Annotated in this window: 15 protein-coding genes; 8 read left to right on the forward strand and 7 right to left on the reverse strand. The window is 64.9% G+C overall.

What is annotated here, in order from left to right; translation table 11 throughout:
- Positions 1-128: 128 nt before the first annotated feature.
- From GLR48_RS01205 to GLR48_RS01225, 5 genes are read left to right on the forward strand one after another with little or no spacing between them, the layout of a single operon-like run.
- On the forward strand, positions 129-1,175 hold the full coding sequence (locus GLR48_RS01205) for a hypothetical protein (RefSeq protein ID WP_237057983.1): 1,047 nt from the start codon (positions 129-131) through the stop codon (positions 1,173-1,175).
- Positions 1,172-2,593, forward strand: coding sequence for a surface lipoprotein assembly modifier (locus tag GLR48_RS01210; protein WP_237057985.1), 1,422 nt, complete (start codon positions 1,172-1,174; stop codon positions 2,591-2,593). The genes GLR48_RS01205 and GLR48_RS01210 overlap by 4 nt, the downstream gene beginning before the upstream one ends.
- Before the next feature lie 60 nt (positions 2,594-2,653).
- Complete coding sequence (locus tag GLR48_RS01215) at positions 2,654-3,076, forward strand: VOC family protein (protein WP_237057987.1); 423 nt, start codon at positions 2,654-2,656, stop codon at positions 3,074-3,076.
- Between the two features lies 1 nt (position 3,077).
- Positions 3,078-3,782, forward strand: coding sequence for a DUF1194 domain-containing protein (locus GLR48_RS01220; protein WP_237057989.1), 705 nt, complete (start codon positions 3,078-3,080; stop codon positions 3,780-3,782).
- Positions 3,779-4,492 (forward strand): DUF1194 domain-containing protein, encoded by a 714-nt coding sequence (locus GLR48_RS01225; protein ID WP_237064286.1) that lies wholly within the window; start codon positions 3,779-3,781, stop codon positions 4,490-4,492. The genes GLR48_RS01220 and GLR48_RS01225 overlap by 4 nt, the downstream gene beginning before the upstream one ends.
- Here the strand turns inward: GLR48_RS01225 and GLR48_RS01230 are convergent.
- From GLR48_RS01230 to GLR48_RS01240, 3 genes are read right to left on the reverse strand one after another with little or no spacing between them, the layout of a single operon-like run.
- On the reverse strand, positions 4,486-5,007 hold the full coding sequence (locus tag GLR48_RS01230; protein WP_237057991.1) for a MarR family winged helix-turn-helix transcriptional regulator: 522 nt from the start codon (positions 5,005-5,007) through the stop codon (positions 4,486-4,488). The genes GLR48_RS01225 and GLR48_RS01230 overlap by 7 nt on opposite strands.
- A 58-nt stretch (positions 5,008-5,065) precedes the next feature.
- Positions 5,066-5,341 carry a succinate dehydrogenase assembly factor 2 gene (locus GLR48_RS01235; protein WP_237057992.1) on the reverse strand — a complete coding sequence of 92 codons (276 nt, stop codon included), beginning with the start codon at positions 5,339-5,341 and terminating at the stop codon, positions 5,066-5,068.
- A gap of 2 nt (positions 5,342-5,343) precedes the next feature.
- On the reverse strand, positions 5,344-5,730 hold the full coding sequence (locus GLR48_RS01240; RefSeq protein WP_237057993.1) for a helix-turn-helix domain-containing protein: 387 nt from the start codon (positions 5,728-5,730) through the stop codon (positions 5,344-5,346).
- A gap of 81 nt (positions 5,731-5,811) precedes the next feature.
- Between GLR48_RS01240 and GLR48_RS01245 the strand changes: the two genes are divergently transcribed.
- Positions 5,812-7,014: a pyridoxal phosphate-dependent aminotransferase gene (locus GLR48_RS01245; protein ID WP_237064288.1), complete on the forward strand. Its 1,203-nt coding sequence runs from the start codon at positions 5,812-5,814 to the stop codon at positions 7,012-7,014.
- Positions 7,015-7,076: 62 nt separating this feature from the next.
- Positions 7,077-7,502, forward strand: coding sequence for a hypothetical protein (locus GLR48_RS01250; RefSeq protein ID WP_237057994.1), 426 nt, complete (start codon positions 7,077-7,079; stop codon positions 7,500-7,502).
- Here the strand turns inward: GLR48_RS01250 and GLR48_RS01255 are convergent.
- The 4 genes from GLR48_RS01255 to GLR48_RS01270 all read right to left on the reverse strand — a co-directional run bounded on the left by GLR48_RS01255 (position 7,499) and on the right by GLR48_RS01270 (position 11,484).
- Positions 7,499-8,107 carry a DedA family protein gene (locus GLR48_RS01255; RefSeq protein ID WP_237057995.1) on the reverse strand — a complete coding sequence of 203 codons (609 nt, stop codon included), beginning with the start codon at positions 8,105-8,107 and terminating at the stop codon, positions 7,499-7,501. The two genes, GLR48_RS01250 and GLR48_RS01255, sit on opposite strands and share 4 nt — an antisense overlap.
- A gap of 18 nt (positions 8,108-8,125) precedes the next feature.
- Positions 8,126-9,499, reverse strand: a complete 1,374-nt coding sequence (locus tag GLR48_RS01260; protein WP_237057996.1) for an MATE family efflux transporter — start codon at positions 9,497-9,499, stop codon at positions 8,126-8,128.
- A 137-nt stretch (positions 9,500-9,636) separates the two neighbouring features.
- On the reverse strand, positions 9,637-10,521 hold the full coding sequence (locus tag GLR48_RS01265; protein ID WP_237057997.1) for an NAD-dependent epimerase/dehydratase family protein: 885 nt from the start codon (positions 10,519-10,521) through the stop codon (positions 9,637-9,639).
- A gap of 12 nt (positions 10,522-10,533) precedes the next feature.
- Positions 10,534-11,484: a D-2-hydroxyacid dehydrogenase family protein gene (locus tag GLR48_RS01270; RefSeq protein WP_237057999.1), complete on the reverse strand. Its 951-nt coding sequence runs from the start codon at positions 11,482-11,484 to the stop codon at positions 10,534-10,536.
- 86 nt (positions 11,485-11,570) lie between these two features.
- On the opposite strand from GLR48_RS01270, the gene GLR48_RS01275 reads away from it, so the two are divergent.
- On the forward strand, positions 11,571-12,854 hold the full coding sequence (locus tag GLR48_RS01275; protein WP_336886609.1) for an alpha/beta hydrolase family protein: 1,284 nt from the start codon (positions 11,571-11,573) through the stop codon (positions 12,852-12,854).
- The last annotated feature ends 14 nt before the right edge of the window (positions 12,855-12,868 follow it).

The following is a 12,868-nucleotide window of genomic DNA, read 5'->3' on the forward strand; positions in this document are numbered from 1 at the left end:
GGGCGTGGCAATTCCTCCACGACGGGCAGAGCAAATCGCGCGTGCGGACCAAGGGACGTTGACAGGAGCGCGGGGGCTGCGAAAGGATCGCGGCAAAGCAAAAGCATCTTGAGCAGGATTAGTCCCACATGAAACGCATTTTGACAGCGGTTTCGGCCCTGGCCCTTCTGACCGCCTGCGGCGACGGCAACCCATTCTTTGACGAAAGCGGCAACCCGGTCACGACGCCGGTCACGACAACCGGCGACACGATCGGTGACGGTGGCGGCATCACGACCGATGGCGCACTTCCGCCGGGCACCGACAACCCGAACGTCAACGACGGTATCTTCCGGTTCGAATCGCCTGACAGCGCCAGCGGCGGCCTTGTGACGGAAGTGTCCTACAACAGCGCGCAAGATACGTTCACGGTGGATAACGTCGGCTTTGACGGCGCCAATGTCTATCAGCGTGACACGGCTGTACCGACGCTGAACGGCACGCGCATCTTTGCCGCCGACGAGGTCACCGACGACTTTCTGACCGGCCAGCAGGTCGGCCAGATCGTGCCCTACCGCGCGATGTACGGCGTCAGCGGTCGACAGGTGGACGGCGAGCCGCGCACCAGTTTCGCCATTGTCCGGACGGGTGGCTATGTGCCCTTCGGTTACGGCGGCTATGTCTACGAACGCAACGGCGGCGTGGTCCTGCCCGAGACGGGTCAGGCGACCTTTAGCGGGAAATACGCCGGGATGCGGGTTTTCGACAACCGCACTGGTCTTGAATATACGACCGGCGACATGAGGCTGGACATCGATTTCGAGGACTTCAACGCCAATGACGCGGTCAAGGGCCTGATTTCGAACCGCCAGGCCTTCGATGACAAGGGGAACCAGATTCAATTGGGCACCGGCGAGAAGGATCTGAAGCTGCCGGATATCCGCTGGGTCATTCAGGAAGGTGCACCGTCACTGACCGCAAACGGCGAGATCACGTCCAACGTCTTTTCGACCCTCAGAAACGCCGATGGCGCCGAAGAGGAATACGAGACCGGCACGTATACCGGGATCATCGCGGGCGACACGACAAGCGGAAACGGCGGCGAGGTTGTCGGCATCATCCGGATCGAATCGGCCGATCCGCGGTTCGGAGGCGTGCAGGCCCAGGAAACCGGCGGCAGCATCCTGACACGATGACACGTTTCCTATCCATGGCGCTGAGCGCGCTGCTGGTCTGTGCGCCGATGACACTCGGCGCACAGGTGATACCCGACGCCGCGACGCTGACCGCCAACCAGATGCGCGCACTGGCGCAAGACCTGTTGCGCGACAACCGGCCCGCCGCCGCTGGCGATGTGACCGCCGCCTTGCTGGCGCGCGATCCTTCCGACGTCACGGCGCTGGTTTTCGGCGCGCAGGCGGCGCTTGGCACCAACGACCCTGCGCGTGCCGTCGATCTGGCCAGCCGCGCCTACGGGCTGACCGACGACCCCGCCCCGCGCTATGTCGCAGCGCGTCTGGTCGCACGTGGCCATGCCGAACAGAATAACGACACCCGGGCCCAGTTCTGGCTGCGCCGTGCCAGCCAATACGCGCCGGACGCCGCCTCCGACCAGTCCATCGCGGAAGACTATGCCTTTCTGCGCGACCGCAACCCACTGTCGCTGTCGTTGACCTTCGGCATCAGCCCCACCAGCAACGTCAACAACGGCAGCGTCAACGACACGTCTGCATTGTTCGGCTTCGACCTGCCGTTCGACCTCAGCCCCGACGCGCAGGCGCTCTCGGGTCTGGCGTACAACATCGGCGGCACGGCAACCTATCGCACCCAGGCGAACGCACGCGCCGCGACCTACTTGCAGCTGCAAGCCCGGCACACGACCTATACCCTGAGCGGCGACGCAGAACGCAGCCTGCAGGACGGGGCCCGTGCTGCGCGCGACCCCGAAACCCGCGACCGCCTGCTGGCGATCACGGGCAGCGACTACGCTTTTTCGACCCTCTCTTTCGGTCTGATTCACCGGCGCAAGTTCACCGACGATCTGCGGCCCACGACGTTCGACCTGACTGTCGGGCAAAACTGGTATGGCGGCGCGGCTTACGAGCGGTTCGTCAGCGCTGGCGTCCGTCAGGACTTCATCGTCAGTCCCGTCGATCTGGTGACCTTGTCGTTCGAGGCCGAAAAGCGCATCGGCCGCGACGCGGTGGATGAGACGATTTCGAAAAGCTACGGCATCAGCCAGCGACACCTGTTCGGCAATGGCGACAGCGTCTCGGTCTTCGGCTCCTTGCGCAACAGCACCTCCGACAATGGCGAGCGGAACTACGATTCGGTCCGTACCGGCGTCAACTACGACCGCGCCGCACCTTTCGCAGGCCTGTTGCTGGGCTTCGGGGTGGATTACGAGGAACGCACTTTCGACAAATCCGCGATCGCCGGCGGCGCGCGGGTGGACCGGACGACATCGGCACGCGTCGCGGCCCAGATCACGCAGATCGAATACTACGGGTTTCAACCGGTGTTGAAAATCGAAGCCAGCCGCACCGACAGCGACGTGGGCCTGTTTGACCGCGACTACGTCAACCTCGGGTTCGATATCCAGTCTTCGTTCTGAACCTTGGCGCAGGGTCTGACCACGCTAGGTCCTGCGCCAAGACGACAGAAAGGACAAACGATGAAATATCTGCACACGATGGTTCGCGTGAAGGACCTTAAAAAGACGATGGATTTCTTCCGCCTGCTGGGGCTGGAAGAAACCCGCCGCACCGACAACGAGGGTGGACGTTTCTCTCTGGTCTTCATGGCCGCTCCCGGTAACGAAGAGTGCCCGGTCGAGCTAACTTACAACTGGGACGGCGACGACGGGCTGCCGTCCGACAGCCGTCACTTCGGCCACCTCGCCTACGAGACCGACGACATTTACGCCCTGTGCCAGCACCTGATGGACAATGGCGTGACGATCAACCGCCCGCCACGTGACGGCTGGATGGCCTTTGTGCGGTCGCCCGACAATGTCTCGGTCGAGCTGCTGCAAAAAGGCGAGCGCAAGGCCCCCCAAGAGCCGTGGGCCAGCATGGAAAACACCGGTCACTGGTAGGATGTGGAGCCGGGTGGCATGTCTGCTGGGCGGCGTCTTTCTGGCGCACCCCGCGCAGGCGTGCCGCTTGGCGCTGGTCCTTGCGATGGATGTGTCCTCCTCGGTCGACGCGACAGAGGATGCGCTGCAGCGGCAGGGCCTTGCCCGCGCGCTGATCGACCCCGCGGTGATGGAGGCCTTCTTTGCCACCGACGATCCCGTGGCACTGAACGTCTTTGAATGGTCTGGCCGCTACAACCAGGCACAACTGGCGGACTGGACCCTGATCCGGTCACCCGCGGATCTGACGGCCCTGTCGCAGCGCATCGCCACAAGCCGCCGCAGTCATAACGATTTCCCCACGGCCCTCGGCTATGCGCTGGGCTATGCGGCGGGGCTGTTGCAGACGGCCCCCGCCTGCCTATTCCAGACCGTCGATGTGGCCGGCGACGGCATCAACAACGAAGGCTTCGGTCCCGAGGAAGCCTATACCGCCTTTCCCTTCGACGATGTGACGGTGAACGGTCTGGTCGTGAACGCAGCGGACGTCGCGGGCGAGGTCGGGCTGATCCCCTATTACCGCGATCATGTCATCCACGGCCCTGCCGCTTTCATCGAAATCGCATCCCATTTCGACGATTACGCCGAGGCCATGCGCCGCAAGCTGATCCGGGAACTGGGCGCGCCGATGCTGGGCGGCCTGCCCGCATGCCTGCCGCGGGGATGATTCGCTTGTGCCTGATCCTGTGTCTGGCGGCCCCTCCGGCACGGGCGGCCTGCCGTCAGGCGCTGGCGCTGGGGCTCGATATCTCCGGCTCTGTCGATGCCGCAGAGTACCGGCAGCAGCGCGACGGGCTGGCGCAGGCGCTGGGGTCGGACCAGGTTCGCGCGGCGCTGCTGCAGCAACCGGATGCCCCCGTGCGCCTGACCATCTATGAATGGAGCGGGCCTGCCGCCCAGACGGTCATCCTGCCGTGGACAGCGATCACCGATGCCGCAGCGCTGGAGGCCGCACGCACCCGCATCCGCACCGCCCCGCGCACCGCGCAGGACCAGACAACGGCGCTGGGATCCGCCCTGCTGGCGGGCTTCACCATGCTGGAGGCGCAGCCGGATTGCTGGACCCGCACACTGGACCTGTCCGGCGACGGCATCGCCAACACCGGCCCGCGCCCGCAGGACATCCCCGCCAGCCGCACGCCACGGGGCGTCACGGTGAACGGGCTGACCATCGGTACAGCACCGCAACCGGGCGGCACGACCGGCGACAGCGACGCGCTTGCCGCCTATTTCAGGGCCTTCGTCATCCGGGGGCCATCGGCTTTCGTCGAAACTGCCGCAGGCTTTGACGACTACGCCACCGCGATGGAACGCAAGTTGATGCGAGAGCTGCAAAGTCTGGCCCTGTCGGATGCCACCCCGCCGCGCCGTCAGTAGATATAGCGGATCTGTTCCGTCCAGTAGCGCTCGACCCGGCGCAGGGATCCGGTGATATCCTCGATCCCCTGCTGGTCCACGACACCGCGCGACAGCAACCCTTCGGCATGGGTCGCGAACAGGTCCGACACGATTTTTCGGATGTCGCGCCCCTTTTGCGTCAGGCGCACCCGCACCGACCGGCGGTCGATTTCCGACCGTTCATGGTGCATGTAGCCGTTGTCGACGAGCTTCTTGAGGTTGTAGCTGACGTTGCTGCCCTGGTAGTAGCCGCGCGATTTCAGCTCGCCCGCCGTCACCTCGTTGTTGCCGACGTTGAACAGCAGCAGGGCTTGCACCGGGTTGATTTCCAGCACCCCGACCCGTTCGAATTCATCCTTGATGACGTCCAGCAGCAGGCGGTGCAGCCGTTCGACCAGCAGCAGCGTGTCCAGATAGGTGGCCATGAAGGCCGTGTTCGCGGCCGATGCGGGAGCCACATCGACGGTGGGTTTCAGGTTGGCGTGCAAGGTCATTGCCGTCTCCATTTCGACTGTCTGAAATGGACACTGACGCAAATTGTCAAAAATTCGGTTAAGTTGCGTGCGGTCGTGTCAGACCCGTCGCACCGGCAGCAATATCCGCGACCAAGGGGGCAAACCGATCCGGCGCCGCACTTTGCCCGCTGACCCAGTGATAGATGTCCAGATCGCTTTCTTCCAGCAGCGCCTCGTAGGTGGCGAGGGCGGCGGCGTCGTAGTCGTCCAACCGGCGGCGGGCGAAATCCGACAGGATCAGGTCCATTTCCTTGATCCCGCGGCGCATCGACCGCATCACCAGACGCTTGCGCGCAATTTCGACCGTTTCCATGCTCAGGCGTCCTTCAACTTTTCACGCAGGCGTTTTTCAAGGCGGGCCAACCGGTCGGCGCTGGCAGAGATGGACAGGCGCAGGTCGCGCAGGTCCGCCAACAGCGCGCGGGCATCGGCGTCCGTGGCCGGATCCTCCGACGGGGGCGCTAGCCCGTCGCCCTGCCCGGTCAGCAGCCACGTCAGGCTGACGCCCAGCATGCCAGCCAGCATCTGCAGACGGTTGGCGCGCGGCTCCTTCACATCGTGCTCCCAGGCCTCCAGCGTGGTGATCTTGACACCAAGGCGCGTGGCCAGGTCCTCTGTCGTCAGGCCTGCGGCTTCGCGCGCTGCCGTCAGACGGTCGCCAAAGGTGGCGGCATCGTCGCTGTACCAGTCGGAATCGGGCATCGTATTCTCCTGATCGCTTGCGTGGGGGCGGTCGGGCATCCTATGACACAGACCAAAGCCCTTGGCCACCGGATGACCCCCATGACCTTCCTCTCTGCGACCCTTGACCGCGTCAAACCGTCCCCCACCATCGCCGTCACCACCCGCGCTGCGGAACTGAAGGCGCAGGGCCGCGACATCATCGGCCTCGGCGCCGGAGAGCCGGATTTCGACACACCCGACAACATCAAGGCGGCGGCCGTGCAGGCGATCCACGAGGGCAAGACGAAATACACCGCCGTCGACGGCATTCCCGAGCTGAAGCAGGCGATCTGCGCCAAGTTCAAGCGCGACAACAACCTCGACTACATCCCCGCGCAGGTCAGCGTCGGCACGGGGGGCAAGCAGGTCCTGTACAACGCCTTCATGGCGACCCTGAACCCCGGCGACGAGGTCATCATCCCCGCCCCCTACTGGGTCAGCTATCCCGACATGGTCCTGCTGGGCGGTGGCACGCCCGTCTTCATCGAAGGCGCGCTGGAGCGTGGCTACAAGATCACCGCCGACCAGCTGGAGGCCGCGATCACGCCGCAGACCAAGTGGTTCCTGTTCAACTCTCCGTCGAACCCCACCGGCGCGGGTTACAGCTGGGACGAGTTGCGCGCCCTGACCGACGTGCTGCTGAAGCATCCCCACGTCTGGGTGATGACAGATGACATGTACGAACATCTGGCCTACGGCACGTTCACCTTTTGCACGCCCGCAGAGGTCGAACCGAAGCTTTACGACCGGACCCTGACCGTGAACGGCGTCAGCAAGGCCTATGCCATGACCGGCTGGCGGATCGGCTATGCCGCGGGGCCGGAACCCCTGATCAAGGCGATGCGCAAGGTGCAGTCGCAGTCCACGTCGAACCCCTGCACGATCAGCCAGTGGGCCGCGGTCGAGGCCCTGAACGGCACGCAAGCGTTCCTGAAGCCCAACAACGCCATGTTCGTCCGCCGCCGCGATCTGGTCGTCGATGCGCTGAACGATTGCCCCGGCATCCAGTGCCCCCGGCCGGAAGGCGCGTTCTACGTCTACCCCTCAATCAAGGATTGCATCGGCAAGACCAGCGCAGGCGGTGCCGCAATCACGGACGACGAGGCCTTTGCGTCGGCCCTGCTGAATGAGACCGGCGTCGCCGTGGTCTTTGGCGCGGCCTTCGGCCTCAGCCCGCACTTCCGCATCAGCTATGCGACGTCCGATACGGCGCTGGCCGAGGCCTGCGCGCGGATCAAGACCTTCTGCGAGGGTCTGCGATAGACTCCGCGGCCTTGTCTGCCGAACACGGATCGCTATCGTGCTGATCAAAGGGGACCGGATGCATGGGAAGTGACCTGCCAGACTACTATTTTCGCATCCGCGAGAATGGCGCTGCCGTGTTCCGCGTCGACACCGAAAACCGGCAGCGCCGGATCGAGATGGACCAGCTGGCCATCGTCAACGTCCGCAACGGCGAGGTGAAGCCGCAGGGCGACCGTGTCCTGACGGAGGAAGACATCGCCGCGATTCAGGCGTGGCTGGACGAGCGCGTGGTCGTTCTGGCCCGACGCGACATCGACGACATTCACCGGGCGGTCGATTACCTGAACATCACGACCCAATGGGTGCAGGCCAAGGCGACCGACGCGCAGCTTGACGACGTGACGGATGCCTTGCTGCTTGCCATGCATGACCTGCGCACGGTGCTGGTTCGCAAGAAGGCGGACCGCCTGATGGCGTCAGACCGCGCCGCTGCGGCCGAAGACTAGGCGTGACGCCGCCGCAAAAGCTGACGCACCACCCGGTAGATATAGGCGACAAGAATGGCACCCAGAATGACGTTGGTCACGGGGTTCAGGTATGTTTGTACCCGCTCGTACTGCGATTCAAGGATATAGCCGGACGCGATCAGGGCCACGTTCCACAGCGCGCTGCCCGCTGTCGTGTAGACCAGAAAGCGCCACATCTCCATCTCGGCCAGACCGGCGGGGACCGAGATCAGGGTCCGCACGCCGGGAATCATGCGGCCAAAGAACGTGGCACTCTTGTCGTGGCGGTTGAACCATTCGATTGACCGGCGCACGTCCTCCTGGCTGAGGGTCAGCCAGACGCCGTATGTCCCGATGAACCGTTGCAGCCGCTCGCGCCCCAGCCTGCGCCCGACCTCGTACCACAGCCACGCGCCGAGCACCGAGCCAAGCGTGCCCATCACGAAGATCGCAACCAGCGACAGGCGCCCCTGAGCGGCGCTGAAGCCTGCCAGCGGCATCACCAGTTCCGACGGGATCGGCGGAAAGACGTTTTCCAGAAACATGACGATGCCCACGCCCAGCGCGCCCATCGTGTCGATCAGGTTGGTAATGAAATCGAACATGCAATCCAACCCGCCGGGTCAGGCGGCGGTTCCTTGCGGCACGAAATGTCTTTGCGCGCCGGTCCAGAACCGCAACGTCAGCGCCGCGGCGGCAAACGTCAGACCGATCACAAGGCCCAGCCACAGCCCCTGCGGCCCGTAGCCAAAGGTGAAGGCGAGCAGATAGCTCGCCGGGATCGCGATCACCCAATAGCTGATCGCAGCGATCACCATCGGCACGGCGGTGTCCTGCACCCCCCGCAAAAGACCCAACGCCATGACCTGTGCCGCATCGACCAGCTGGAACAGCGCGGCCAGTGCCAGCAGTTGCGTGCCGAGCGTCAGGATCTCTCCGCGGACCGGAGAGGTCGTGTCGATGAAGACGCCAATCAGGGGGCCGGGGAAGACGAGGAAGACAAAGATCGTGACCGCCACGAAGCAGCCCGACATCGCCGTGGCCGCGATCCCGCCGCGCCGCAGACCGACAGCATCGCGCCGGCCCACGGCCCGCCCGGCCCGCACCGTGGCGGACTGGCTGAGCGCGATGTGCACCATGAAGGTCAGACTGGCCAGCTGGAGGGCGATGCCGTGGGCGGCGAGCGGGATCTCTCCGATCCAGCCCATCATGATGGCGGAGGCGGTGAACAGCCCGCCTTCGGCCAGCGAGGTCACACCGATCGGCAGGCCAAGGCGGAACACGCGGGCCATGACCTGCGGGTCCGGGCGGAACGGATTGCGCAGCAGCTGGTACTGCGGCAGGCGGCGCAGGATGTAGATCACCAGCACGACGACGGTGGCGACCTGCATCGTGACCGACGCGATGGCCGCGCCCTGAATGCCAAGTTCCGGCGCGCCGAAGTTGCCGAAGATCAGGACGTAGTTCAGCGCGATGTTCAGGATGGCGGCCACGACGGTCGACCACAGGATCATCGCGGTCAGCTCGAGAGCCACGAGGAAGGCTTTCAGCACCATGACGATCAGCGCCGGGATGATCCCCAGCACGATGATCCACAGGTAATCCGCACCCGCCGCCGCCACCGCCGGTGTCTGCCCGATCGCCAGCAGGATCGGCTCTGCAACAAAGAACGGTGTGGCGACGAGCGCGCCGTAGAAGATCGACAGCCAGACCGCCATGCGGGTCGCGCGGCGCGCGGTCTTGATGTCGCCGGTCTCTGCCGCAGAGGCCACGACGGGCGTCACGGCCTGGGCAAAGCCCGCGCCGACGATGAAGATCACGAAGTAGAGGCTTGTCGCCAGCGTCGCCGCCGCCAGCGCCGTCACGTTGTACCAGCCCAGCATCAGCGTATCGGTGATGTGGATGGCGAACTGCGCGAGGTTCGACAGCATCAGCGGCACGCCCAGTGTCAGGACGGCCCTGAAATGCTGGGCGTAGGTCTGTGCGGGCTGTGTCATGGCGATGGCTTTAAGCGCGAACGGCGACCGGGTCCAGTCGCGGCGCGCGTGACGGGCGCCGCTCCGATTTTTCGTCGAAAAATCGGCGCGGGGCTCTGCCCCGCACCCCGAAGTATTTTCGACCAGAAGAAGGGGGGTCAGTCCTTCAGCACATCGCGCCAGCTGTGCTGCGGGGCAAAGCCCACCATGCGCTTGGCTTTGGTGTTGTCGTAGAAGGTCTCGGTCTCGCCCATGGAGCGGCGCTTCTCGACGCCTTGGTAGAAGCGGTCGATGACCTGATCCGTGGTCAGGTCCACGCTCATGTCGTCGTTCGAGACATTGAAGACCTCGTAGCCCAGACCGTCGGTGGCCAGGCAGCGTTCCACCATCTGTGCCAGATCGCGCGCGTCGATGTAGGCAAAGATGTTGCGGCGACGCTTTTCGGGATGGGCGATGAAATCGGGGAAGTTTTCCGCGTATTCATCCGGCTCGATCACGTTGTTGATCCGCAGCCCGTAGATGTCGCTGCCGGACCGGGCCTGAAAGCTGCGGGCCGTGGCCTCGTTGCAGACCTTGGACATGGCGTAGCTGTCCTGTGGCACTGTCGGGTGGTCTTCGTCGACGGGGATGTATTCGGGCTTCTTCTCGCCGTCGTGAAAGCAGATGCCGTAGGTCGTCTCGGAGCTGGCGAAGATGATCTTGGGCACGCCTGCCTTCACCGCGGCGTCGATCACGTTGTAGGTCGACAGGGTGTTGATGCGGAAGGTCTCGTTGTCGGGGACCAGCATGATGCGCGGGATCGCGGCAAAGTGGACGACGGCGTCGTAGCGGGGGATCCCGGTGCCGGGTTCCAGCTCGTCGAAATCGGCGTAGGCCTGCATGGCGCTGGCCACCTGCCCGGCGTCGGTCAGGTCGACCCGCAGGCTTCGGCCGTCGGCGGGCGCGTCGAGGTCGATGTTGGTCACGTCATGGCCGAGGTCGCGCAGGTGCTTGACCGCGTATTGCCCGGCCTTGCCACTGCCCCCGGTGAAGAAGATACGCATGGAAAGATCCTTTCAAAGTTCTCTGATCGGCGCGCCGGCCTGAAAGGCCCGGATCGCATCGACGGTCTGGGTGTAGAACAGGCGGAACGTGGCTTCGGTTGCATAGCCAAGATGCGGCGTCAGTAAAAGCCGCCCCGAGGCGAGCAGATCCGCATCGCGCAGGGGGTCGTCCAGCGGCAGCGGTTCGACATCGAAGACGTCGAGACCCGCCATCGCGGGCCTGCCCCGGCGCAGACCGTCCAGCAGGGCGGCAGTGTCCATCAGCGGCCCGCGCGAGGTGTTGATGAAGACCTGACCGGGGCGGGCGGCGGCAAAGGCTGCCGCATCCACCAGACCCCGGCTGCGGTCCGACAGGACCATGTGGACCGACACGACATCGGCGCGTGCCATCAGGTCGGGCAGGCTGTCCATCCGTCCCACGCCTAGCGCGGCACAGCGCGCGTCGGTCAGGTTGGGTGACCAGGCGACCACCCCCATGCCCAGCGCCTTGCCGATCGTGACCATCTGCGCGCCGATATTGCCCAGACCGATCAGGCCCAGCGTCAGCCCGGCCACGTCGCGGCCAAGGCCGCTTTGCCAGCCGGTGTCGTGCAGGGACGCGACCTCTGGCAGCAGGCGCCGGTTCAGGGCCAGCATCATCAGCGTGGCGAGTTCCGACGTCGTGGTCTTGCGGCTTTCGGTGCCGCAAACCGTGAGGCCGGCTGCCCGCGCGGCATCCGGGTCGATGCTGGCGTTACGCGGACCCGAGGTCACGATCAGGCGCAGGTTGGGCAGCGCCGCGATCAGATCCGCGTCCAGCGGCGTGCGCTCGCGCATCAGGCACAGCACGTCGAACGGCAGCAGCCGCGCGCGCAGGGCATCGCCCGTGATGGTATCGGAGAAGACCGTCACCTCGCCCAGCCCGTCCCAGTCGGCCAGCCGCAGCGCCGCGCGGGCGTAGTCGTCGAGTATCGCAATCTTCATTGTGTCCCTCTTCCGGTTGCGGTCTATCTATTGCGGCAACTGCCCGTGGCCACAAGGTCACATCCCTGTCTTGGAGGAGACCCTACGTGAAACGCATCCTGCCAACCGCCCTGATGGCGCTGACCGCCCTGCCCGCTATGGCCGAAAATCGCATCGACGTGATCCGCCCCGATGCGCCGGAACTGGCCCCCTACGGCGATTACACCGTTGGCGTGCAAAGCATGACCTTCACGAACCCCGATCAGGTCGACGTCGTGAACACCACAGCAGAGGGTGACATTCCCACCTATGACCGCCCCCTGACGGTCGAAGTCTGGTATCCTGCGGCAGAGGGCACCACCCCCGGCGGCACCTATACAGCCATCCTGCGGGACGGCACGACAGAGGTTCCGCTGCAGGGTCAGGCCGTGCCCGACGCCGCCCCCCTGACCGGAGAGACCTTTCCCCTCGTCGTCATCAGCCACGGCTATCCCGGCAACCGCTGGCTGATGTCGCCACTGGCGGAAAACCTGGCGTCCAAAGGCTATGTCGTGGCCAGCATCGACCACACCGACAGCACCTACGACAACAAGGGCGCCTTCGGCTCCACCCTTTACAACCGCCCCTGGGACCAGAAGTTCGTCATCGACCAGATGGAGGCGCTGGACGGCGACCTTGGCGCGATGACCGATGCCACCAACACCGCCGTCATCGGCTATTCGATGGGCGGTTACGGCGCGCTGATCCTCGCGGGCGCGGGTGTCACCGAATCCATCGTCGATGGCAAATACGGCCCGCCGGAGCGCCTGCTGGAGCGTAACGTGATGGGCACCGACACCCATGCGCAACTGGCCGACGACCGTATCAAGGCCTTCGCCGCGTTCGCCCCCTGGGGCAACAACACCGGGTTCTGGGACGCGGACGGGCTGGCGGGCATCACCAAGCCGCTACTGCTGATCGCAGGCTCTATCGACGATGTGGCGGGCTACGACGCGATCCGCGGGATCTTTGACGGGACGGTGAACAGCGACCGCCACCTGCTGACCTACGTCGATGCCAACCACAACGCCGGCGCCCCGATGCCCGCGCCGCAGGAAGGCTACGCGATGAACGAGGAACTGGGCTTCGCCCCCTTCGAGCATTACGCCGATCCGGTCTGGGACAACGTGCGGATGAACAACATCTCACAGCACTTCCTGACCGCCTGGGTCGACCAGAACCTGAAGGGCCGCGACATGGCGCAGTATTTCGATCTGACGCCCAATGCGTCCGACGGTGTCTGGGCCGTGGACGATGCGGGCAAACCGACGGCCGAGAACACCTACTGGACCGGTTTCCAGAACCGCACCGCCGTCGGCCTGATGTTCGAGACGAAGGCCGCGGGGCAGTAACACCTTGTCAGGAT

The sequence above is a fragment of the Loktanella sp. M215 genome, assembly GCF_021735925.1.
In the GTDB taxonomy this organism is placed as follows: Bacteria; Pseudomonadota; Alphaproteobacteria; order Rhodobacterales; family Rhodobacteraceae; genus Loktanella.